Below are 23,605 nucleotides of genomic sequence, written 5' to 3'. Positions count from 1 at the left end.
AATTTTTTTACGCCTTTTTGATTGATCATGCATCTTCATCCTGTTACCGAACTTCTCTCTCCTGCCGGTTCTTTAAAAAATATGCGCTATGCCTTTGCCTATGGAGCAGATGCCGTGTATGCCGGGCAGCCGCGTTATAGTTTACGTGTCCGGAATAACGAGTTTGATCATGACAATCTGGCCATCGGCATTAAAGAAGCACATGAATTAGGCAAAAAATTCTATGTGGTGGTCAACATCCAGCCGCATAACTCCAAACTGAAAAACTTTATCCGTGATCTTGAGCCAGTCGTGGCCATGCAGCCTGATGCACTAATCATGTCTGATCCGGGCCTGATCATGATGGTGCGTGAACACTTCCCGCACATGGACATCCACCTGTCGGTACAGGCCAATGCGGTCAACTGGGCCACGGTCAAGTTCTGGAAAAATATGGGCCTGACCCGGGTGATTCTGTCGCGCGAACTGTCCATTGAGGAAATTGAAGAAATCAAAACCCAAGTTCCCGATATGGAAATTGAGGTCTTTGTACATGGTGCCCTGTGCATGGCCTATTCCGGCCGTTGCATGCTGTCAGGCTATATGAACAAACGCGATGCCAACCAGGGCGCCTGCACCAATGCCTGCCGCTGGGAATACAAAGTGCTGGATGCCGCCGAGGATGAAACCGGCGATGTAATTCCGGTAAAAAATCTGGACGCAGGCTGTTGCTCGCAAGATGCTGATGCGCTCCACATGCAAGCCCAGCACCAGTTTAATGAACCGGTGCTGTTACAACGCAATGAAGAAGATATGTTTGCCGCCGAAGAAGATGAGCACGGCACCTACTTCATGAACTCCAAAGATTTACGTGCGGTCCAACACGTAGAACGTCTGACCAAAATTGGCGTACATTCACTGAAAATTGAAGGCCGCACCAAATCCTATTTTTACTGCGCCCGTACCGCGCAAATTTACCGTAAAGCGATTGATGATGCTTTAGCCGGCAAACCGTTCGATCCATCCTTGATGACCCAGCTCGAAGGTCTGGCCAATCGCGGTTATACCGAAGGTTTCCTGCGCCGCCATGTGCATAGCGAATATCAAAACTATGAAAATGGTTCCTCCAGTTTTGATCATCAGCAATTCTGTGGTGAAGTGCTGGAGCGCAATGGCGACTACATTAAAATTGATGTCAAAAACCGTTTTGTCGTGGGTGATTCTTTAGAACTGATGACCACAAAAGGCAATATCAGCTTTATCCTCACCGAAATCAAAGACAAAAAAGGCAATTCAATTGAGGAAGCCAAAGGCTCTGGTCATATTGTGGAAATTCCGGTCCCGGCTGATGTTGATATGCGTTATGCCCTGCTGATCCGCAATTTACCGAACTCCACTGCTGATATTTCAGCATCCTCCTTGGCCTATCAGGCAGGTTAACTCATGGCGCTGCTGATTACCGATAAATGCATCAATTGTGATATGTGCCTGCCAGAATGTCCGAATGATGCCATTTATGAAGGCGACAAAATCTACGAGATTGATGTCAGCCGCTGCACCGAGTGCGTTGGTTTTTATGATCATCAAACCTGTGTTGCGGTATGCCCGATTGAATGTATTGTGCCGCATCCCGAACACCGGGAAAGCCCGGAAGAACTGACTGAGAAGTTCAAGCACTTAAACTTGCTTCACCCTTAAAACTGGGGTACAACAAAAAAAGGAACTGAGCTGTTAGCGATCTCAGTTCCTGTAAAAAAACAATAACTATTTTTTGATATTTTACCGCATATAGGGCCTGGGTATTGGGGAACTCAGGCCCTATTCTAATTCTGCTTACTGTCCAGAACGGATGATGTAATCAAAGGCAGATAAGGATGCTTTTGCGCCTTCACCTGTGGCAATAATAATCTGCTTATATGGGACTGTAGTACAGTCACCAGCAGCAAATACACCTTTGACATTGGTTTCATTACGGTCGTTAATCACAATCTCGCCACGGTTGCTCAGTTCAACTTGGGTGTCTTTCAAGAAATCGGTATTTGGTAATAAGCCGATCTGTACAAAGATCCCCGCCAGTTCAACCGTATGCTCTTCATCTGTTGCACGGTCTTTGTATTTCAGTGCTGTCACTTGTGAACCATCACCCACGACTTCTGTTGAAAGTGCATTTTTAATCACTGTGGTATTTGGCAAGCTGTTTAGCTTGTCTTGCAATACCTGATCCGCACGTAACTTGGTATCAAACTCTACTAAGGTCACATGCTCAACAATACCCGCCAAGTCAATCGCCGCTTCTACACCCGAGTTACCCCCACCAATGACTGCAACACGTTTGCCTTTGAATAAAGGACCATCACAGTGTGGGCAATACGCCACACCACGGGTACGGTATTCTGCTTCACCTGGGACATTCATCTCTCTCCAGCGTGCACCGGTTGAAAGCACCACAGTTTTCGATTCCAGCTTGGCACCGTTTTCCAAGGTCACTTCAACTAAACCGTTGGCTGTTTCATCTGCACCTTTAATGTCAGATACACGTTGCAGGTTCATGATGTCGACACCGTATTCACGTACGTGTGCTTCCATTTCAGCGGCAAATTTTGGACCTTGGGTTTTCTTGATTGAAGTGAAGTTTTCAATGTCCATGGTGTCCATCACCTGACCGCCAAAACGTTCCGCCACGATACCGGTGTTAATGCCTTTACGTGCTGCATAAATCGCTGCAGTGTTTCCAGCAGGTCCACCACCAATCACCAGTACATCAAAGGCCGCTTTGGCATTCAGCTTTTCCGCTTCTTTGGCTGCAGAGTTGGTATCTAATTTGGCAATGATTTCTTCCAGTGTCATACGACCCTGACCGATGTGGTTACCGTCCTGGAATACCATAGGTACCGCCATGATTTTGCGTTCTTCCACTTCATCCTGGAAGAATGCACCATCAATCATGGTGGCAGTAGTACCCGGGTTATAAATCGCAATCAGGTTCAATGCCTGCACCACGTCTGGACAGTTATGGCAGCTTAACGATACGAACACATCAAAGTCCGATTGGATACCCAAGTCTTTAATAGAAGCCAGCACTTCATCAGACACTTTTGGTGCATAGCCTGAGGTTTGTAACAATGCCAGAATCAAAGAAGTGAACTCATGACCCATTGGCAAACCTGCGAAGAATACACGCGGTTGCTCACCGGCTTTGGCGACACCAAAGCTTGGTGCACGTTTGTTGTTACCATCGAAGCGTGCAGTCACCTGATCAGACAGGGCGGCAATTTCAGTTACCAGTTCTTTGATTTTGTCTGATTTGTCAGAGCTATCTAAAGTGGCCACTAATTCGATTGGACCTTCAAGGCGTTCTAACAAGGCTTTTAATTGGGCTGTGGTATTTTGATCTAACATTGCTAACGTCTCCTAAGGAGTCAAATTTTTCAATACCGCTATCATAGGCCAAATTTAAAAATAGATAAAACAGTTTGTTTTTATATTAATGATCGTTTTTATAAATCATTATCTTTTATGGATAGATTAATCTAAATTGTAACAACACGATAAAAATCATCTACCAGAAAAAGACTCCCACAGGAGCCTCATCATCAGCATTAAAAAATCCGCTGCTCAATTCTTAATGCCCGCTTTTTAAAACTTTGTGCCAACACAAAGAAAATCAGGCTGAAAATGGCTGACACAATCGCCGCTGCAATCACCAGAATCTGTACAAACTGGCTTAAACGCTCAGCTTGAACCACCTGTTTATTCACGCTTTCTGCCATTGGGGTCAGGGTTTTGCCATAGACCTGTTGCTGCATTGACCAGAGCTGTTCCGGTTTAAAGCCATATTGAATAAAGTCCGGATTCTGCTGCTCGGCTTTCACCAGATTCAACACATGCGGAATAGCTGCGGCTTTATCCGGTGGTTGATGCAACAAAGCGGTTTGCGCCAGTAAATAGGATTTGACTGGTGTATCCAGCGGTGCATCTGCCAGATAACGCGCTAGCTCACTTTCTGCCAGCTGCTTGTCGTAATAGACAATTTTTTGCTGCGCATCATAGTCATCATTTTTCAGGTCATATTGCAGATAGGTCAGACCTGACCACAGCATGATAAAGGCAATTAACCAGCCGACAAACTTCAGGATAAAGGACTGAAAGCGCACATAGAAAAAGCGGATTTTCTTGAGAAAATGCACCACAAAAAAGGCGCCAATAAACGACAGCAATAACTTTAGAAACAGCCAGCCAAACCAGGACAACAGCCCCAGAAAATAATCCGGTTGCTGCTCTAAAATCGCCAGGTTTGCATCAACACTTAAGGGAATGTGCAGCTGTTCGACCTGTGTGGTCAGGCCAAAAAAGCCATAGACAAAATCTTGCTGTACAAAAAAAGCAATAATGGAGGCAATGAACACCGTGCTGGAGGTTATACCCAGCAACATCAGATTGCGCTGGCGCTTTTTCAGCGCCAGCACACCGCTATTGATGTGCTCGGTCGGTACCGCATAATCATCTAAGGGCAATGTATTCTCCTTACGTTTGCAATACTCCCGAGCCAGAGTTTACTCAGGAAGGATTGGAACCGCTCGAACTTGATTCAAGCACCAGATGATTCAGGTTATCTTGCAGCACACGTAAACGCGTGGTTGCTTCGGCACGCTTTTGCATTCCCTCTTTTTGCACCTGAATCACATCATTGACTGTTTTAATGAGGGTGTTTTGCACATGTTCAAGCGTTTCAATATCAATCACTGAACGCTGGTTGGCTTTGGCGGTATCGACCGAGTTCTGATGTAACAGGTCGGCATTACGGCGTAGCAGCTCATTGGTGGCATCATCAATACTGTTGGCCAGCTGCACACTGTTCTTTTGCTCATTTAAGGAAATTGCCAGACTAATCTGGTTTTTCCAGGCCGGTAAGGTAATGTTTTTAATTGCATAAAACTTGTCGACCAGCATCAGGTTATTGGACTGGATAATCCGGATCATTGGCAGGGTCTGCATGGCCGATTGCTGCAACACCTGTAAATCACTGACGCGTTTTTCCAGATTATTGGCCAGATGATTTAAATCATAAACTTTCTGGGTGGTACTCTGGTCCTGTTCCTGGGTGGTTAACTGGCCAATCTGCTGCTGGATTTCCTGCTGCTTGAGCTGGCCAGCGGCAATATAAATCCCCAGCTGTTTATATTCTTCCTGCACGCCTTCAAACATTTTATCCAGAGTATCGACCCGGGTTTTTAAGCCGTTTTGCGAGGTTTCAATTTCCTTGACCAGTACATCAATCTGTTCTTTGGTGCTGTTAAAGTGCTGGTCAAAATTCTGCTTGGCACCTTTAAACTTGCTGATCAGGCTGCCAAAAAAACCGGAGCTTTTCGATTTGTTGAGAATACTGCTGGTATTTAACTGCTGCGCCACCTGTACCACCTGATTCAGCTTTTGCCCGGTCGCATCCAGATCTTTATTCTGCACCAGATGAAGCAGTTCATCAGTATAAGTCGAAGTTTTGGTGGCAATATTTTTCCCATATTCCGCCACCGAATTATGGCTTAAGTCGGCCAGTTCTTTACGCGCGGCCATGACCTCATTGAAATCGGATGGCTGCAAGCCAATTTCCTGTAAATTGAGCGCCTGGAATTTCTGCTGATTTTCTTCGGTTGTGGCTTCCACCACGGCATTTACCTGTTCAGGATGGGTCATACGTCACCTTATATTTGATTCTATTTAGAGCTGTTTTCGAGTGATTTTTTTAGCGTTTTAATCAGATTTTCCCGACTATTATCAAGCTTTTCCAGCTCACTTGTCGAGCTGCTTTGCTGACTTTGTTTGACATGATATTGCCAGGCCGGAATCAGCACCTGCTGCGCTTCCTTAAACCGGTCCAACAAGGTAAATGACAGCTGCTGGCTCAGCTGCATCTGGGTAATGGCAATATCATTACTCGCCTGCAGTGTGCGCAGTGTATTTATTTTTTTAGATAATCGTTCCGAGAAGTTATCTAAAGGATGTTGATGTTTCACAAAACTCGGATATTCAGTCAAAAACTCCTCAGCGGCCACTATATGCTGCGCCATCTGCTCTCTTAAGCCACGTAACTGCTGAAAACGCGCCTGGGATTTCTGAATTTCAATCTGTAATTTCTGGCTTAAATGATTGGCCTGATCCAGCAAGCGGTCCAGCTTTTTATAATATTCCACCTGACTGGAACCATATTCCAGATCAATCCCCAGCCATTTTTGCAGCGCATTAAATTTGCGTTTTTTCAGATATTTTTTGGAATCCGCCAGCATGCGAATTAGTTCTTCAATGGTTTGACTGAGCTGCTGGGTCATGTGCGGATCAATCCCGTTTAACAGCACTGCCTGCGACTGAATGAGGGCATCGGCATAATGATTTAATTTGTACTGGTCACTTAATACCGGCACCAGCTCATGACGTTTGATCGAGAGAATGGTATCCCGGTTCAGCTCCAGCTCTGTTAATGGTTCTAACACATCTATTTGCGGCATAACATCATCAGCTTGATCAAATCATTTTTTATACTAAGACTTTTATATAAAGCAAGCTGTAGCTTTTTGCAAATGCAGTAAAAGCGGAATATTTAAAATTAACAATATTTTACTGATCAATGACAGAGAGTGAATCCTCTCCTTTTCGCGCATACTTATCAAATTTTTAAGCCAAACTGCAAAGACACAAAAGCCCTCAACTGAGGGCTTTAATTTTTCGCGCAGCGGAGATTATAAATAATCACCTTCACGTTCCGGCTGATACAACACTTTATCAATACGGACTTTCATAATATGACCATCGGGTTGTGGCCATTCAATTTCCTGCCCTTCAGCCAGCCCTAAAATAGCCGCCCCGACAGGTGCCAGTACATTGACCTGGCCTTTATCGCCACGGAAGTCATGCGGATACACCAGCGTAATTTCGGTTGGTTCCGGGAAAGGTGCGATGGTCACCAGCACGCGGGCATTCATAGTCACCACATTGCTTGGCACATCTTGCGGTGCAACCACTTCGGCACGCGCCAGCTCATCTTCCAGATGTTCCATGGTCGGGGTAAGTTTAGACTGATGTTCAAGCATGGTTTCTAAACGGTGCAAGTCTTGTTCAGACAAAATAATTGTCGGTTTATCCATTCTTTGTTCCTTTATCATTATCAGCCAAAAATAAAAATAATTGATCTATTTCACAAGTGCTATGCAACTGTTATAGCAGAATTTAATCCGGCTGAATAATTGCAATTTGTTTTTTAGCACCTATAAAAAAAGCTCCCTTGAGGGAGCTTTTTCTCAAGTGCAGGCTTATTTCGCGTAAACCGGGAATTTCGCGCAAACAGCTTCAACTTTTGCTTTGACATCAGCAATTACAGCTTCATCCCCTTTGCTGTCCAGGATGTCAGCGATCCAGCCAGCCAGTTCACGTACTTCAGCTTCGCCGAAACCACGTGTGGTTACTGCTGGTGTACCAATACGGATACCAGAAGTGACGAATGGAGAACGTGGATCGTTTGGTACAGAGTTTTTGTTCACAGTGATGTGAGCAGCACCTAACCAAGCATCCGCATCTTTACCGGTGATGTCCTGTTTAATTAAAGATAACAGGAACAAGTGGTTTTTCGTACCGCCAGATACCACATCGTAACCGCGTTCGATTAACACTTCAGCCATCGCTTGTGCGTTTTTCACAACTTGTTGTTGATAGGCTTTGTATTCAGGCGCCATTGCTTCTTTAAAGCAGATTGCTTTTGCAGCAATCGCGTGAACCAGTGGACCACCCTGGTTGCCTGGGAACACAGCAGATTGTAATTTCTTCTCGATTTCTTCGTTGGCTTTAGCTAGGATTAAACCAGAACGTGGACCACGTAGTGTTTTGTGGGTAGTGGTTGTAGTAACGTCAGCAATTTGTACCGGGTTCGGGTAAACGCCTGCAGCAACCAGACCAGCCACGTGTGCCATATCCACAAACAGGTAAGCGCCTACTTTGTCCGCGATGTCACGGAAACGCTGCCAATCTACGATTTGGCTGTATGCAGAGAAACCAGCAACGATCATGCGTGGTTTGTGTTCTAAAGCCAGACGTTCAACTTCTTCATAGTCAATTTCGCCAGTTTCAGGGTTTAAACCGTACTGAACCGCGTTATATGTTTTACCAGAGAAGCTAACTTTTGCACCGTGAGTCAAGTGACCACCGTGAGCCAGGCTCATACCCAAAACCGTGTCGCCCGGGTTCAGTAATGCTAAGTAAACTGCAGAGTTTGCTTGAGAACCTGCGTGTGGCTGAACGTTAGCATAGTCAGCACCAAAGAGTTCTTTAGCACGGTCAATAGCCAATTGTTCAATAACGTCTACATATTCACAACCGCCGTAATAGCGTTTGCCTGGGTAGCCTTCTGCATATTTATTGGTCAGTTTTGAACCTTGAGCTTCCATTACTGCAGGTGAGCAATAGTTTTCTGAAGCGATTAGCTCAATATGCGCTTCTTGACGCGCATCTTCATTAGAGATTGCTTGAGCTAAATCTGGATCAAAGTCAGCAATAGAGATATTGGCAAACATTAGCGAGGTCCTATTCATGTAGGGCTTTTAAGCCGTGCTAAGATTGGCGCATATTGTAACATGAACTTTATATTTTTTACCCATCAACTTTAATCAGTTTTGCATAAAAATAGCCCATGTTTTTATAAAAACATGAGCTATATCATTAATTCTATCTTTACCGGAATTGAAAAAATTATTGGGTAGGCATGATCGATTTCACATCTGCCACAATCTCATCCCAATTATCGACATATACAGAGCCATGATCCCATTTCTGATCTATAGGTAAGTCCTGATCGGTGACATAATGAATTCTGGTTCCCTGCTGGCGTGCAGACTGTACCAGAAAATCAGTGACCTGTTTTGGAATGGTCGGGTCGGCAGAGCCTTGATAAATAAACACAGGCGTTGAAATCTTAACAGTTAATGGCTGTGATGCCTGGGTCAGGAAATCTTTAATTTCAGGAACCGTAGTCATAAAGTCGGTCTGAGTACGTGGATAAGCGGCCAAGTTGCCATAGGTCTGCGCATACTTCATCATTTCTCCACCGAATGCTGCGCCAAGATCAGCATTACACAGCGACTCGGCTTCTGCCGCAAGCAGATCGGTCGGGTTCTTGAACACTTCAGAGTATTGCAGGGTTGGATGACTATTTCTAAGACCTGCCGTAATTAATGCCGTGAAAGTATCTAATGGAGCCAGAATCTGTATTTTTTTGCTCAGATCTGGTTCTGCTGCTGCCTGCTGTTCTCCACCGCTAAGAATCATGCTCAGGGAAGATGCCGGCGCTATGGCCACCGCACCTTTATAATTTAATTGCGCCCGGGATGCATATTGCGCTGCACCTAAAGCCGCCTGGCCACCTTGGGAATGACCGACCACGGTCCAGCGTGTTTCAGCGCTATTGTTAAAATGTTGATGTGCCGCCACAACCGCATCGGTAATGGAGTAAGCCTGACTTTTTAAATTCAAGAACGGATGCAGCTCTTGTCCACTCGGTTCGCCCAGCCCTTCATAATCTGGAGCGACCACGGCATAACCTTCAGCCAGCAGGCGCGCAATAAAATATTCATTGCCTTTCAGGCCCTGACGGCTTGGTGCACAAATATCGGCGACGCCCGTGGTGCCATGTGCCCAGACCACAATGGGCCATCCACCAGCCGGTTTAGGCTGATTGGGTTCAAACAGCAAGGCCGTAGCTTGTGTTTCCTGCCCATTCACTCCTAGCATTTTATACGTCATCAAGGTTTGTGAAGCACTAACCGACTGTAAGACCATATTTGCATTTGAATCCTGGTCTAAATAAAGTTCAGCTTTTACTACTGGCTGGCTAATATTATGCTTCGGAATACCATCATCAATGATGACTGTGCTGTTGTCATTGTCATCATTACATGCCGTTAAAAATAAACTGCTGCTGGCCAACGCCACACTAAGCCAAATTTTTCTCATCTGATTATCCTTATACAGGTATTATTCTAAAGTTGCGTCCTTCGCAATTTTCACTTTTACGCTGTTTGCTGCGCTCAGGCAATATCAGTGCAATTAATATATAAGTGTATTGTATTTAAATAGAGTCACTTATCTTTAAAATAGATAAGCTGAACGGCCCACAAATGCCGATTATTCGCCCGACAGCCCTGTAACTTTCAACATGATAGTGTTAGATTGCTTTTTAAATCCCTTAACAAGCGAATGAGCACATGCACGCGATTATTCTCGACACTGAAACTCATACCCTGAATGGTTATCCGATCGAAGTTGCCTATGCGCCCATTCAATTACAACAGGGCAAAATCAGCCTGGATAAATCGCAAATTTTTGACCAGTTTTATCAGGTCGATGAACCGATTTCCTATGCTGCGATGGCCGTGCATCATATTCTGGAATCCGACCTGATTGATCAGCCGCATTACACCAGCTTCTGCCTACCTAAAGAAACGGTATATATCATTGGTCACAATATTGATTATGACATTCGCGCCATTCAAAAATGCGGTGTTGATACTTCTCATATTAAGGCGATTTGTACCCTTGCTCTGGCGCGTCTGGTCTGGCCAGATGTTGAAGCACACAACATTTCTGCCTTAATTTACATGATCAGCAAAGGCAGCGAAAAAGCCCGCGATATGATTAAAAAAGCGCACCGGGCCGATATGGATATTATTTTGACCGCCAATATCCTGATGCATATTGTGCATCATCTGCAAATTGACAGTATTGAAGCCTTATATGCTGCATCTGAAGACGCCCGTATTCCACGTGTCATGAGTTTTGGTAAGCATCGCGGTACGGCCATTGCCGATTTACCAAATGATTATATCCAATGGTTACTGCGTCAGGATGAACTTGACCCTTATTTAAGAAAAGCCCTTGAGAACACCAACATCGTCACACTCTAAGCCCAACAATGTCATAAACACTTCATATTAGTGTAATTTTCATTCTTTATAGTCAGCCTTAATTTATTTGGGGAATAAATTAAGGCATGATTCATTATCATAAAACACAGTTGGGCATTGACGCCCTGCAACAACGCCAGCTGCAATTGAATGCACGTCAACGCCGTCTTCTGGTGCTAATTGGAACCGAAGATTTCGAGCAATTGGGCGACCAGTTTAAACAGCGTATTGCTACGCCAGAATTAATTGAACAATTGCTGGAGATGGGTTTAATCAGCTCTGCTGCGACCGAGCCAGCCGAAGCAGAAGTTTTGGTGCCAGCTCAAGCCGAACCGCAAAGTGAAGCAGCCTCTACCCTACGTTCAGAAATTAAAACCACCTTAAATACGCCGGTACCAAAACTGGTGGAAAAATGGGTCGAACATATTATTGCCCCGTCTTCAGCGGCCAAAGTGGCTGAAGCTGAACCCGCTCAGATTGCTCCAGAAATTCCGGCCCTGGAAATTGAAGTACCGCCAGAAGTGGAGCCAGAGCCAGAACCGCTGGTTACCTTGAGCTTTGAAGACACCAAGCAATTAATGGCCAGCTTGTTGCAGCGTTATTGTGGTCTAATGGCCAAACAGCTTATTCTCCGCATTCAGGCTGCACCGGATATTCGTAGCCTGAAACTGTGTCAAATGCAGTGGATTACCGAATTACAGGAATCGCGTTTGCCACCAAAAGAACTGAACCATGCTTTACAGCAAATTAACTTTTCGCTGCAGAGCCTGCAAAGTGCCTGAAGATTCATATAATTTTGCTTTGCTTTAAGTCTTTTTTCATCTAAGAATTTTCTTTATATGCGCTAAAAACCTTTATAAATAGCGGTTATTGTTCAGCTTTTAGAAAAATAATTAAAAATAAGCAATCCTTTCTTAAAACACTAAGACTTAAGACCAATAGTGAGATTGGCCACAGCACGGCATAACAACAGCTCTGTATTCTGTTGGGAATGAAGCATGTCTGCCCTGCACTACCTGCAATTTGAACCCTTTGATAATCCGATGCAACTCAGCAAAGTTGGTAACTGGGTCATCACCTTTTTAAGTCCTAAAGACGAACTCAAGCAGATTCAGCTGGCCATTACCCATGTCATTCCACGTCAGGTTTCCGCACAGTTACAGCCCCGCCGTATCATCATTCACAACACCGAACATGAACAGCGCTGGCTGATTCAGGCGATTGAATGCTTCGACAGCACTCGCAATCAGGAAATCATCCTGAACGCCACAGATGAAACCGCCCAACAGATGCTGCGCAATATTTTGCAGGAGTTCCATAAATACGATGTTGATGTCGGCCTGATTTAAAGCGGTTAGAGTGAAATCATCACCTGTTTTGAAGTCCTTGAAGATCAAGCATCGCTTTTTACAACTTTATGCATGCAAAATGGGCACAAGTCTTTTAGAATCAGGTCACTTATAAATAAAGAGTAAAGACGTATGAGTCGGCATATCCCTAAGTCTGCGAACCTCACCGCCTTAACCATTTCTCATTTTTATCCGAGCTTGGATCAATGTTTACATGCCTTGTTTCATTATCATCAAGGCCCACAATTAACGCTTAAAAATGATCCGGTATCTTCGCAGCATGTCTGTGTACAACAACGTACACAAGGTCGTTTGAAAAAAGAAATCCGCTTAAATAAAACAGAAGTTGAGCAGGCCAATAAAAATCGTCTGGCGCTTTATCAACTGTTGGCGCATGTGCTGAATCAGTTTGAAACCGCTTAGGCCAGCTTAAAACAAGAAACTTAGCAAATGCTAAGTTTCTTTCTATTCAATAATTTTATAAATATTATTGCTCTTCTGGCTTTCAAAAAATAATTCAATACTTGGCAGGATAATTTCATCCTCGACAATAATATGGTCAATTTTCTTAAATAACGGCAATTCAGCTGTTTTGGCATTTTCAGCAATCTGACGCAGCTGTGCTTTGGCATCATAACGGTGCTGATACTGATCTTCTACTTTAATATCAATTAATTGGCTCATGATTATTTCCTCTTATCATTGGTTTTCTTGAAGACAATTTGTTATAGCATAGCTGATTCAAGTTTGACTAAACAGAGTTGTTAATTTGTTTGACAATGTTAATTCTATGCTTTATTAGGTCATTACAATTAAAAATAAGTGATTGATTTTTATGGTTTAACATTTTATCCGATTTTTCTTATTCTTAACAATTTGCTCAATGTGACGCTCAATTCATCGTTATTTTAAGCAAGAAAAAGCTCGCATTGCTGCGAGCTTTTTTATGTTGGAAGGCTAGTGCTAGATCTATTGTTTGAACCGGAGTTACAAACTCAACAAGCTGTCATTGATCCGTCCAACTACATCGTAGCGTCTTTGTTTTGCGACCTACTGTAGGTTCACTATAGTCCCCTTCGGCTTGGATTGGCAAGCCTTCTAACATTTCTCAGCATTTGTATAGCAAAAAGCCTATTGACCAAAACTTAATCAGGCTTATTATATTTCTGTCGTGAAATTCAGCCTTATTTTTCTCAGCGCATCTGCTCTCATTTTCACCCTGCTCTATCGCTAGATTGATAGCAAATAATCGCCGGCAACAGAATGAAACATAAGTCTTTTTCTAAATTCTGCGTTATCCGTTATAGTGGACTTGAGACATTAAATTAAAAAGAGGAATTGAAGATGCAAAAATTTATTATTCTGTTTGCATTCTGCCTGTTTGCAGTTTTAGGTCTAGGTTTTATCGTGTATCAATTCTTGAGCAACATGCCAAGCGTCGAGTACTGGATTATGCTGTTAATTCCAGCCTTCGCAGTTCCTATTTTAACGGCCCTGATTGTGTATCAGGAACCGAATCATCCATAATGAATAAGCTAGATACGACTCATTGATCCCCTATTCATCAAAAGGACGCTCAATTCAGCGTCCTTTTTTCTTTGACTATTTTTCTTGGATTATGTCTAGCTTTACTTAAGTTGCACCGGATCTTCGCTGGTCGATTCAATGATGTAATCAATATTTTCAACCAGGTCTTTATTAAACAGCCTGACTTTTGCCCGCGCATTGGCATATTCAAAAAACAGACCCTCTGCAATTGCTTTTTCACGCGATTCTGTCATGCCAATTTCATGATCATTCGGCACAAAATAGACTTCTTCAGGAATTAATTTAACGATATAACCCATTGTTCTGACTCTTATGGTGTTTTAATAATTTACCCTGCGACATTTATAGGCTGAAAAATCGCTTTCGGCTATGGCGAATTCATTCGACAGTTATGCTTATTTTTGATATGCCATCTCAATGCCAGTCATATAAAGAAAAAATATTTTAAAATCATATAGATTATTTAAATTTAGGTGCTTCTATATCTCACTAAACTGATCTGGTATAGCGACGAGATTTTTTCTGATTAAACAGGTTTTTTATTCAGCCTTTCTGTCCTGTTTAAAGCTTAAAACGGATGTTTCTATTTTGTGGGTGATGAGGCGATAAAAATCTAGAAAGGATGATTCTTTAATCAAAATAAAGATAAAAAATGCAAAGAAAATGCAGTTCAATGACTACTTTTTAACCAAATATAGAAAGGCAGACCAATAAGCACTGTCCTACGATGATGGTTCAGCATTCGTTATTCAAGCCAGATTATGGAAAGGATTTTGGTTCAAAACTGAAGTAAAGAGTTTTAAATGATTGAATCTTGGTAATTTTTATAGTTTTTTATTGATCAGAATTTGGTGCGCCCGGCGGGAATCGAACCCACGACCCCAAGCTTCGGAAACTTGTACTCTATCCAACTGAGCTACGAGCGCGCGTCGCACATCATAACAAAAAAATGCACAAGGTAAAGCAACTATATATAAGTTCTTTATTTTTATGCTTATGCTTTAAGCAATCGTTCCAAATATACGATGCAGAATTCCCGGTAGATTACTTGGTTTATTGGGCAATATCGCTCACAATAGCCTCTCCCTACACCATGCGAGATTTTCATGACTGATGCATTGACGTTAAGAGACTTGTCTAAAACCTATCGCAACGGGTTTCAGGCCTTAAAAGGTATCAATTTGACCGTACCTGAAGGTGAATTTTATGCGCTGCTGGGTCCCAACGGTGCAGGCAAATCTACAACGATCAGTATCATTAGCTCCTTAACCAAGAAAACCTCGGGCACCGTGGAAATTTTTGGCCACAATCTGGATACCCATCCCTCTCAAGCCAAACAGTGTTTGGGCGTGGTACCACAAGAGTTTAACTTTGGTCATTTTGAAAAAACCTTTGATATTCTGGTGACCCAGGCCGGTTATTACGGTATTCCCAAAAAAGTGGCGCAGCAGCGCGCCGAACTGTATTTAGAAAAACTGGGGCTGTGGGATAAACGTGCCACGCAAGCGCGAATGCTATCTGGCGGGATGAAACGCCGCTTGATGATTGCCCGCGCCATGATGCATGAACCGAAATTGCTGATTCTGGATGAACCGACCGCCGGGGTCGATATCGAACTGCGCCGCTCGATGTGGGATTTCCTGATTGAAATGAACAATAGTGGCACTTCCATTATTCTGACCACCCACTACCTGGAAGAAGCGGAAATGCTGTGCCGCCGGATTGCCATTATTGACCGCGGTGTGATTAAAGAAGACACCACCATGAAAGGCTTCCTGAACCAGCTGAATGAAGAAACCTTTATTTTCGATCTAGTTCAGCCGATTCAGCCCATTCATCTGGATATTATCGGGGTACGTTTTAATCTGGTCGATCCGCTGACCCTGGAAGTGACTATGGACAAGGCCCATACCGTGAATGAGCTGTTCCAGTTACTGGAATCACAAGGGGTACAGGTGCGCAGTATGCGCAACAAGGCCAATCGTCTTGAAGAATTATTTGTGAAGATGGTAGAGAAAAATCTTGCAGGAGTCGCGCAATGAACTTTAATCAATTAAGAGTTGCGCTGTATACGCTGGTTCATAAGGAAATCCGCCGTTTTATGCGGATCTGGCCACAAACCCTGTTACCACCGGCCATCACCATGAGTCTATATTTCGTGATTTTCGGTAATCTGGTCGGTTCACGTATTGGGGAAATGGGCGGCTTTAGCTATATGCAGTTTATTGTGCCCGGCCTGATCATGATGGCGGTCATTACCAATAGTTATGCCAACGTCTCCTCTAGTTTCTTTAGTGCCAAATTCCAGAAAAGCATTGAAGAACTGATCATGAGTCCGGTGCCATTACATGCCATTTTGTGGGGCTATGTGCTGGGTGGAGTGTGTCGTGGCGTATTGGTCGGCATTATTGTGACCTTAATGAGTCTGTTTTTCACCGACCTGTACATTACCAACTGGTTTGTGACCATTTATACCGTCCTGATCACTTCATTATTACTGTCTTTAGGCGGTTTTATTAATGCGGTCTATGCCAAATCATTTGATGACATTTCCATTATTCCAACCTTTGTGCTAACACCGCTCACCTATTTAGGTGGTGTGTTCTATGCAATTAGTGCATTATCGCCGTTTTGGCAAAACCTTTCTTTAATTAACCCTGTGGTGTATATGGTCAACGCCTTCCGTTATGGCATTTTAGGACATAGCGATGTCAACGTGACCGTTTCCCTAGGCGTGATTACATTATGCTGTGCTGTGTTATATGGCATTGCCTATCATTTACTCTCCCGTGGTTCAGGAATGCGTGAATAATGAGCGTAGAAAATTCTTTATTGGGTAAAGACACTCAGTACCCAACAACCTATCAACCTGATGTGCTGTTTCCGATTGCGCGTGCTGAAGCGCGGGAAAAATATGCGCATGTGGCTGGTGTTCAACAAGGTAAAGACTGGTGGCATGTCTTTGAGATGTCTTGGTTAAATGCAGCCGGCGTTCCGCAAGTTGCTATTGGCCGGATTCACTTGCCTGCCACCTCACCAAATTTAATCGAGTCGAAATCTTTAAAGCTGTATTTCAACAGTTTGAACTTTAGCACCTTTGCTTCAACAGACGCGCTGATCAATACCGTCGAGCAGGATTTATCAGCCGCGGCACAGGCACAGGTCAATCTGGAACTGTTATCTGTCGATGATCTGGCAATTAGCCATCCTGAAGGCATATGTATTGATGACTTAAGCCCGACCCGACTGGAAAATCATCCGGATGCGTCCTTATTACAGCACGATGCCGAGCAAGACGAACAGGTCGAAGTGCAACTGTATTCACATTTACTGAGAAGTAACTGTCCGGTCACCAGTCAACCTGACTGGGGCACAGTTTTTATCCGCTATCAGGGTAAAAAACCTTGTTATCGCAGTATTTTGGCTTATATTATTTCTTACCGTCAGCATAACGGTTTTCATGAGCAATGTGTTGAACAGATGTTTGCCGACATCTGGCAAAACCTGAATCCTGAAAAACTGATGGTGTATGCCACCTATACACGTCGTGGCGGATTAGACATTAATCCATGTCGTGTATCGGATTTAACATGGATGCCTCGCCCTATTCGTTTAGCGCGACAATAAAAAAACATTGAGGTTAACAGATGCCATTTTTTGGTTTTATTCCTTCCGAGGAACTTTTAAATACCATTCAAACTGCGCAGCAGAAAAAAAATTCAAGCGAACCGCTGTATCCATTACGTGATAAAACAGCATTAATGATTAATGATGAAATCATTGATGCCATTTTAACCGAGCTTGTCCGCCGTTTCCCGCCAAGTGACAAACGCGATACTGCGGAAAAACTGGCCGGTTATGTCAAATCCACCGTAGCGGTGTTACTCAAGCAATTGTTGAGTAAAGCCCCGAACGATGTGGTCAAGCAATCAATTGAATTTTCTGAACGCAGCCTATTTAAAGATGTAGACGGCAATACGCGTGTCGGTGAAAGTTTAGATGCCAGCCTGGTGACCAATCTGAAAAACACCTATGCCGAGATTAAAGCCGGCAATGACATTAACAAGTCAGCTTTGGCCGAGTTGTATAAACAGTTTGCTGAAGCTACTGTGCGTCATTTTATGAATGACTTTAATAAAACCCTCGATTTGGGCATGATCAAACGTAAAGCAGCTGATATTGGCTCAGCTGCGGTTATTAAAGCTGTACATATTGCGGTGGATAAAATTATTCCAAATCTGACCAAAGATGAACTGGTCGCGCTGGCGGAATATCACGACACCCTGTTTCATGCCTAAGTAGAAACACCTTCAATAAACCTGACTCCGGTCAGGTTTTTTTATGCCTCTTTTCCCGCAACATTTCTCTATAAAGAAGGGATGATGAAGCCCCGGTTGAACTTTGTTACAAACAGCGTGCATTTTTTAGACAGGCTTTGTCACTTTTTGTATATGCGCTTGCCTGTAGCGCCAGAATGAATGTTATCTTAATTGCCTGTGTGAACTGTCTTTTTAAATCGACACTTTTGCTCAACCTGTTTTAATTTTTAAACACCATCTGCTTTTTGTCACTAAATTGATAATACATTGGGAAATTGAACCAATATGTTGAATCGTTATTTCTATAAAAAATTACAGCGTCTTTCTTTACTTGTTGGTGCTCTTTCCTTATCCAGTGTTGTTCAGGCCAATGACTTCCTCAGCCATCCGGACTATCCAAACTTTAAGCAAAAAACCATGCAGCAGTATGGGCTCAGTTCCGAGCAAATTGATCGCGCCATGAGCGGTGCCAAAAATCTGCCGAATATTATCAACATCATGAATCGTCCCGGTGAAAGTAAACCGTGGTATGCCTATAAAACCAATTTTCTGGCTGAAAGCACCATTCAACGTGGTGTGCGTTTCAAACAGCAATATGCCGATACCCTGAATCGTGCCGAACAGCAGTTTGGCGTGCCGCAAGCGATTATTCTGGGGATTTTAGGCGTTGAAACCGGTTTTGGTTCCAATAAAGGCTCTTTTATTACCCGGGATGCGCTGGCCACTTTAGGTTTTGGCTATCCACGCCGGGCCGAATATTTCCAGAGCGAACTGTCTGCACTAATTGCCTGGAGCTATAAAGATGGCGTTGCCACCCATTCTGTGGTCGGTTCCTATGCCGGTGCAATTGGCTATCCACAGTTTATGCCAAGCAATATTCCTAAATTTGGCGTCGATTATGATGGCAACGGACATATTGATTTAAGAAATTCAGCAGTAGATGCGATTGGTTCGATTGCCAACTATTTGGCCCAACATGGCTGGCAGCGTAATCAGCCGATTGCTTTTCCAGCTCGTTATAGCGGCTCAACTCCGGATGCCGTGATTGCCAAAGATCTAACCTTACCTACCCCGTATGGTGTGCTGAAAAATCAGGGCATCAGTCCGCTGAACCCGATTGTGAAAATTGATGATCTCGATCTGGTCAATGTCATTCAATTACAAGAAAATTATGGTCCAATTTATTACATCACCTATCCAAACTTTCAGGTGATTACCACCTATAACCGCAGCCGTATGTATGCTACTGCACTCTGGTTATTGGGCACTGAAATTGTCAGTCGATAAGAACTTATTTTTACTCAAAAGTTACAAAGTCAAGATTTTTTTACGAGATTTTGCGCACAAAAACGACTTTTCACACACTTTGTTACAATATTGGTTATTTTTTAACCAAAATAGGTAAAAGTTTGGTATTTTTTGTCGTTATTTCCGTGTAAAGACTAGACACCCTTAGTAAACGATGAATATTATCCATTTCGTCAAATATGGTTGCAAAAGTGAAATAACAGGCATGATGTCTGCTATATCAACCACTTAGGGTTGATTCACGGCATCAAGCTGCAGGAGTTTTAAACATATGCATTCTTCAATTAAATATTTACTGGCGCTGTCGACGGTATTTACCTTAAGTCAGTCGCAAGCCGAAATGGTACAGTCATCATCGTTCAATAACGACAATGAAAGTTCTAGCCTGGCTGCGCGTGTGCTGAACAAAGAAGCACAAAGCTTTAATACTCACTTCTCTAATTTAAATAGCCTTTCAATTACAGAACGTTCTGGCGATAAAATCCGCCGCGAAACCATCGCTGCAAAAATTGAAATCCCAGAAGAAGAGCCTTCTGTCATTGAAAAGTTAAACACCGTAGCATCGAATACTGTTCGTAAGTTCAGCCAGACTGGTATGGCTTCCTGGTATGGTCGTCAGTTCCACGGTCGTAAAACTGCCAGCGGCGAAACATTCGACATGAACGCCATGACTGCAGCACACCGCAGCCTGCCATTGAACTGCTATATCCGTGTAACCAACAAGAACAATGGCAAAAGCGTAATCGTTAAGGTTAATGACCGTGGTCCATTCCATGGTAACCGTGTAGTCGACTTATCTTACGGTGCTGCGAAACGTTTAGGCATTACCAATGCCGGCGTAGCCAAAGTCAGCATTGAACGTGTAGATGGTCCAAATTCCTAATACCCGTTTAAGCTCCTGCACCATATGACCCAAAAGCCACCTCAGGTGGCTTTTTTAATGCCCAAATTCAGGGAAAGACGCTTGCTTCCCTACCCGTTTTTTGGATTTTGAATACGCTGATCTGGTCATAAAATCGAATAATCCATTTTGAAACTACAAATTTGCATTCATTTCCACGCTTAGCGTGCTTTTCTTACTTTTTGAATCCATAGGTAGCTTTTTATTTTTTTCTGCGCTTAAAACGCATCCTATGCGCATTTAGCCCTATTCCTTTATACAGGAATCCCCCTATTTCCCTCATTTTACGATTTTCAGGTATTTTTGCTGGCCAATTTTGACCGTTTTCCGCTTCTCGTTTATAGTGAGAACATTCTTGGAAACTCAGAAAAATAATGCAAAAGGAGTGCTGCATGAAAACAATTTCAGAATGGCTGGATGAATATAGCGAAAGTCATCAAAACAAGACCAATAAACTGATTCACTGGGTCTGTGTACCGACCATCTATTTTTCCATTATTGGCATCATTGCGCATTTCAGCGCCCTGCTTACTGCCCTGTTACTGGTGCTGGCCTTTATTTTTTATGCACGCCTGGATCTGGTACTGGCCGTGGCCATGGCAGCACTGACTCTGGTGATGGCCTGGTTAATCTGGATTTTACCGGTTGGTGTTGGTTTTTATATTGCGCTGTTTGTTTTTGCCTGGATTGGACAGTTTTATGGCCACAAGGTCGAAGGCAAAAAACCATCGTTCTTTAAAGATCTGCAATTCCTGCTGATTGGACCGCTCTGGTGTATGGATGCCTATTTAGGCAAGATTTTACCATCCTGGAAATCTCGCCAGCACACCACGCATCTGGATGTCCAAACCTAAAGATGCTTACACATCAGGAAGCATTTTGCTCCAGTGCTGGAGGGCTTATTGATAGATGCTTCCCTGATGCTTTAACCAGCCATCAACATGGCGTTTTTGCGGATCATGATGGGTCCAGTGAATCACGCCACCTTTGTCGGTATATTCATATTCACCAAAGAACTCGACAGTATCGCCTTTTTGCAGACGGTCGATACGTGGAGCCAAATCAATATTGTGGGCAACCAGCAAGGTTTGCCCATTGCCAAGTTCCAGAATAAAACGCTGATGGCGCGAACCTTCATTGTCATCACTTAACAGTGCCACTACTGTACCAGTAGCTTGTACCTGTACATCATTTTTTCGTTGCTGAAAGGCTTGGGCAATTTTGGCGGTATCATCCTGAACGGGAGCTTGCAGTGTGGTTTCAGACTGCTGTTGAGTGAAGGTATTTGAACCGGAGTTTTGCGGTTGTAGGTCGATACCTAAATAAGCCGCAACCAGCAGCGCAATTACTGCGCCAATGCCCATATTGGTTTTCTTCGACATTGTTCTTCCTGTTGTTGTCTTGGTCATAAAAAAAGCCCCGAAACGGGGCTTTTTCGCAAAATAAATTATTTTGCAGCAGCTTGAGCAGCAGCAACTTCTTCTGCGAAGCTCATTTCTGCTTTCTTCTCAATACCTTCACCTACTTCGAAGCGAACGAATTGAGCAACAGTTGTGTTAGCAGCTTTCAATGCATCAGCAACTTTCTTCTCGTTGTCGATTACGTACATTTGACGCTCAAGAACAACTTCGTTCAGGTATTTTTCAACCGAACCAGTTACCATTTTTTCAACGATGTTCGCTGGCTTACCAGATTCGATTGCTTTTGCTTCAGCAATTTCTTTCTCTTTCGCGATCAGCTCAGCAGGAACTTGCTCAGCAGTAACAGCAACTGGGTTGAACGCAGCAACGTGCATTGCAATACCTTTACCAGTTTCAGCTTCACCTGTGTAAGCAACAACAACACCGATTTTCAGACCGTGTTTGTAAACTGCAAGGTTTTCACCTTCAATGATTTGCGCACGACGAACCTGGATGTTTTCACCAATTTTTTGAACAAGAGCAATACGCGCTTCTTCAACAGTTTGGCCATCTTCAAGTTTCAGTTCAGCAATTTTTGCAGCGTCAGTTTCGCCAGCAGCAAGTGCAGCAGCAGCAACTTTCGCAGAGAAGCCAGCAAAGTTTTCGTCTTTAGCAACGAAGTCAGTTTGGCAGTTTACTTCTAGAAGGATTGCTTTGTTACCTTCTTGAGCGATTGTGATCGCACCGTCAGCAGCAATGTTACCTGCTTTTTTAGCAGCTTTTGCTTGACCAGATTTACGAAGGTTGTCAATCGCTAATTCGATGTCACCACCCGCTTCTGTCAAAGCTTTTTTACATTCCATCATTGCTAAACCAGTACGGTCACGCAATTCTTTAACCATGCTTGCAGTAATAGCAGTCATGTGAATCTCCTAATTCGGTAGAAAATGAATTCTTTTTAGAACAGAAACGGCCCAGAGGATACTCATGGGCCGCCTGCATACATGACGCTTACTTTGCCACCATCACATGTCGCAAAAATGACAAGCTTGCGTCAAAAACGCATTAAGCCTCAGAAGCTGGAGCTTCTTCGCCTTTCGCTTGAGCATTTGCTTGGGTTTGAGCGTACTCTTTACCAGCAATGATCGCATCAGCCATAGCAGAAGCGTAAAGTGTTACTGCACGGATCGCATCGTCGTTACCCGGAATAACGTAGTCTACGTTGTCTGGGTTAGAGTTTGTATCAACGATACCGATTACAGGAATACCTAGGTTTTTCGCTTCTTTGATCGCGATTGCTTCGTGGTCAACGTCAATTACGAATAATGCGTCAGGTAAACCACCCATGTTTTTAACGCCGCCTAAAGCACGTTCAAGTTTTTCCATCTCACGGCTACGCTCTAAAGCTTCACGTTTAGTCAGCTTAGCGAAAGTACCGTCAGTGGATTGAGTTTGAAGATCTTTTAAACGGTTGATAGATTGGCGAAGTGTTTTCCAGTTCGTCAACATACCACCTAACCAACGGTGATCTACGTATGGTTGACCAGCGCGTTGAGCTTGTTCACGGATGATGTTAGAAGCAGCACGTTTAGTACCAACGAACAAAACTTTGTTCTTTTTGCTTGCTAATTGGTTAGCGAAGTTCAAAGCATCATTTAACGCAGGAACAGTGTGCTCAAGGTTGATGATGTGAATTTTGTTGCGCGCGCCAAAGATGTATTGACGCATTTTTGGGTTCCAGAAACGAGTTTGGTGACCAAAGTGCGCGCCAGCTTGTAGAAGGTCGCGCATGCTTACGTTGTAATCTGCCATTTTCTTTACCTTAAAGTTTGGGTTAGGCCTCCATATATCCGCATTCTCC

26 protein-coding genes and 1 tRNA gene are annotated in these 23,605 nt (G+C 43.5%); 14 read left to right on the top strand and 13 right to left on the bottom strand.

The features are described from left to right. The first annotated feature begins 27 nt into the window (after positions 1–27). Positions 28–1,419 (top strand): tRNA 5-hydroxyuridine modification protein YegQ, encoded by a 1,392-nt coding sequence (gene yegQ, locus FTT68_RS04220; protein ID WP_075166953.1) that lies wholly within the window; start codon positions 28–30, stop codon positions 1,417–1,419. A gap of 3 nt (positions 1,420–1,422) precedes the next feature. Continuing rightward, the gene (locus FTT68_RS04215) at positions 1,423–1,677 is read left to right on the top strand and encodes a YfhL family 4Fe-4S dicluster ferredoxin (RefSeq protein WP_168407484.1); all 255 of its coding nucleotides are present in this window, start codon (positions 1,423–1,425) and stop codon (positions 1,675–1,677) included. Between the two features lie 135 nt (positions 1,678–1,812). Here the strand turns inward: FTT68_RS04215 and ahpF are convergent, their stop codons facing one another. The 7 genes from ahpF to FTT68_RS04180 all read right to left on the bottom strand — a co-directional run bounded on the left by ahpF (position 1,813) and on the right by FTT68_RS04180 (position 9,969). After that, a complete protein-coding gene (ahpF, locus tag FTT68_RS04210) occupies positions 1,813–3,378 on the bottom strand; it encodes an alkyl hydroperoxide reductase subunit F (protein WP_075166909.1) in 1,566 nt (521 codons plus the stop codon). A 200-nt stretch (positions 3,379–3,578) separates the two neighbouring features. Further along, on the bottom strand, positions 3,579–4,493 hold the full coding sequence (locus FTT68_RS04205) for a hypothetical protein (protein ID WP_168400247.1): 915 nt from the start codon (positions 4,491–4,493) through the stop codon (positions 3,579–3,581). Positions 4,494–4,536: 43 nt separating this feature from the next. Continuing rightward, positions 4,537–5,670 (bottom strand): toxic anion resistance protein, encoded by a 1,134-nt coding sequence (locus FTT68_RS04200; RefSeq protein WP_045794839.1) that lies wholly within the window; start codon positions 5,668–5,670, stop codon positions 4,537–4,539. Between the two features lie 20 nt (positions 5,671–5,690). Beyond that, complete coding sequence (locus FTT68_RS04195) at positions 5,691–6,479, bottom strand: tellurium resistance protein (protein ID WP_104510240.1); 789 nt, start codon at positions 6,477–6,479, stop codon at positions 5,691–5,693. 231 nt (positions 6,480–6,710) lie between these two features. Continuing rightward, complete coding sequence (gene rnk, locus FTT68_RS04190; RefSeq protein ID WP_005179090.1) at positions 6,711–7,115, bottom strand: nucleoside diphosphate kinase regulator; 405 nt, start codon at positions 7,113–7,115, stop codon at positions 6,711–6,713. Between the two features lie 165 nt (positions 7,116–7,280). Next, positions 7,281–8,534 carry a serine hydroxymethyltransferase gene (gene glyA, locus FTT68_RS04185; RefSeq protein WP_005179092.1) on the bottom strand — a complete coding sequence of 418 codons (1,254 nt, stop codon included), beginning with the start codon at positions 8,532–8,534 and terminating at the stop codon, positions 7,281–7,283. Between the two features lie 175 nt (positions 8,535–8,709). Beyond that, a complete protein-coding gene (locus FTT68_RS04180) occupies positions 8,710–9,969 on the bottom strand; it encodes an alpha/beta fold hydrolase (protein WP_180056537.1) in 1,260 nt (419 codons plus the stop codon). Between the two features lie 251 nt (positions 9,970–10,220). Between FTT68_RS04180 and FTT68_RS04175 the strand changes: the two genes are divergently transcribed. The 4 genes from FTT68_RS04175 (at position 10,221) to FTT68_RS04160 (ending at position 12,691) form a co-directional block, all read left to right on the top strand. Beyond that, complete coding sequence (locus tag FTT68_RS04175; protein ID WP_168394210.1) at positions 10,221–10,919, top strand: putative quorum-sensing-regulated virulence factor; 699 nt, start codon at positions 10,221–10,223, stop codon at positions 10,917–10,919. Between the two features lie 86 nt (positions 10,920–11,005). Beyond that, complete coding sequence (locus tag FTT68_RS04170) at positions 11,006–11,701, top strand: hypothetical protein (protein ID WP_180048416.1); 696 nt, start codon at positions 11,006–11,008, stop codon at positions 11,699–11,701. A gap of 216 nt (positions 11,702–11,917) precedes the next feature. Continuing rightward, complete coding sequence (locus tag FTT68_RS04165; RefSeq protein WP_005179098.1) at positions 11,918–12,268, top strand: hypothetical protein; 351 nt, start codon at positions 11,918–11,920, stop codon at positions 12,266–12,268. Positions 12,269–12,400: 132 nt separating this feature from the next. Beyond that, complete coding sequence (locus tag FTT68_RS04160) at positions 12,401–12,691, top strand: hypothetical protein (protein WP_005179099.1); 291 nt, start codon at positions 12,401–12,403, stop codon at positions 12,689–12,691. 42 nt (positions 12,692–12,733) lie between these two features. Here FTT68_RS04160 and FTT68_RS04155 read toward each other — a convergent pair whose 3' ends face one another. After that, on the bottom strand, positions 12,734–12,952 hold the full coding sequence (locus FTT68_RS04155) for a hypothetical protein (protein ID WP_005179101.1): 219 nt from the start codon (positions 12,950–12,952) through the stop codon (positions 12,734–12,736). A 660-nt stretch (positions 12,953–13,612) separates the two neighbouring features. Between FTT68_RS04155 and FTT68_RS04150 the strand changes: the two genes are divergently transcribed. After that, positions 13,613–13,795 (top strand): hypothetical protein, encoded by a 183-nt coding sequence (locus tag FTT68_RS04150; RefSeq protein WP_005179103.1) that lies wholly within the window; start codon positions 13,613–13,615, stop codon positions 13,793–13,795. A 101-nt stretch (positions 13,796–13,896) separates the two neighbouring features. Here the strand turns inward: FTT68_RS04150 and FTT68_RS04145 are convergent, their stop codons facing one another. After that, positions 13,897–14,115, bottom strand: a complete 219-nt coding sequence (locus tag FTT68_RS04145) for a hypothetical protein (protein WP_075166960.1) — start codon at positions 14,113–14,115, stop codon at positions 13,897–13,899. Positions 14,116–14,665: 550 nt separating this feature from the next. Beyond that, positions 14,666–14,742: transfer RNA gene (locus FTT68_RS04140), tRNA-Arg, on the bottom strand. A gap of 180 nt (positions 14,743–14,922) precedes the next feature. On the opposite strand from FTT68_RS04140, the gene FTT68_RS04135 reads away from it, so the two are divergent. The 7 genes from FTT68_RS04135 (at position 14,923) to FTT68_RS04105 (ending at position 21,198) form a co-directional block, all read left to right on the top strand. Next, positions 14,923–15,858: an ABC transporter ATP-binding protein gene (locus FTT68_RS04135; protein ID WP_005179107.1), complete on the top strand. Its 936-nt coding sequence runs from the start codon at positions 14,923–14,925 to the stop codon at positions 15,856–15,858. Further along, entirely contained in the window at positions 15,855–16,628 is a 774-nt protein-coding gene (locus FTT68_RS04130) for an ABC transporter permease (RefSeq protein ID WP_005179108.1), read from the top strand. Before FTT68_RS04135 ends, FTT68_RS04130 begins: the two co-directional genes overlap by 4 nt. Then, positions 16,628–17,443: an NADPH-dependent 7-cyano-7-deazaguanine reductase QueF gene (queF, locus tag FTT68_RS04125; protein WP_180056535.1), complete on the top strand. Its 816-nt coding sequence runs from the start codon at positions 16,628–16,630 to the stop codon at positions 17,441–17,443. Before FTT68_RS04130 ends, queF begins: the two co-directional genes overlap by 1 nt. Before the next feature lie 20 nt (positions 17,444–17,463). After that, on the top strand, positions 17,464–18,114 hold the full coding sequence (locus FTT68_RS04120; RefSeq protein ID WP_163145606.1) for a hypothetical protein: 651 nt from the start codon (positions 17,464–17,466) through the stop codon (positions 18,112–18,114). 306 nt (positions 18,115–18,420) lie between these two features. Beyond that, positions 18,421–19,422 carry a lytic murein transglycosylase B gene (mltB, locus tag FTT68_RS04115; RefSeq protein WP_005179112.1) on the top strand — a complete coding sequence of 334 codons (1,002 nt, stop codon included), beginning with the start codon at positions 18,421–18,423 and terminating at the stop codon, positions 19,420–19,422. A 292-nt stretch (positions 19,423–19,714) separates the two neighbouring features. Beyond that, positions 19,715–20,326: a septal ring lytic transglycosylase RlpA family protein gene (locus FTT68_RS04110; protein WP_005179113.1), complete on the top strand. Its 612-nt coding sequence runs from the start codon at positions 19,715–19,717 to the stop codon at positions 20,324–20,326. A gap of 410 nt (positions 20,327–20,736) precedes the next feature. After that, positions 20,737–21,198, top strand: coding sequence for a DUF962 domain-containing protein (locus FTT68_RS04105; RefSeq protein ID WP_016659199.1), 462 nt, complete (start codon positions 20,737–20,739; stop codon positions 21,196–21,198). 45 nt (positions 21,199–21,243) lie between these two features. On the opposite strand, the gene FTT68_RS04100 is transcribed toward FTT68_RS04105, so the two are convergent. From FTT68_RS04100 to rpsB, 3 genes are all read right to left on the bottom strand, one after another. Further along, positions 21,244–21,726 (bottom strand): DUF3465 domain-containing protein, encoded by a 483-nt coding sequence (locus FTT68_RS04100; protein ID WP_075175261.1) that lies wholly within the window; start codon positions 21,724–21,726, stop codon positions 21,244–21,246. Between the two features lie 65 nt (positions 21,727–21,791). Continuing rightward, complete coding sequence (tsf, locus tag FTT68_RS04095; RefSeq protein WP_005179118.1) at positions 21,792–22,667, bottom strand: translation elongation factor Ts; 876 nt, start codon at positions 22,665–22,667, stop codon at positions 21,792–21,794. Between the two features lie 142 nt (positions 22,668–22,809). Beyond that, positions 22,810–23,556: a 30S ribosomal protein S2 gene (rpsB, locus tag FTT68_RS04090; RefSeq protein ID WP_005179120.1), complete on the bottom strand. Its 747-nt coding sequence runs from the start codon at positions 23,554–23,556 to the stop codon at positions 22,810–22,812. Positions 23,557–23,605: the final 49 nt, after the last annotated feature.

The organism is Acinetobacter sp. Q85-2 (assembly GCF_013420555.1).
GTDB lineage: Bacteria > Pseudomonadota > Gammaproteobacteria > Pseudomonadales > Moraxellaceae > Acinetobacter > Acinetobacter indicus.
Note: the sequence above shows the minus strand (reverse complement) of the source record. Positions and strands in the feature narration are given on the sequence as shown.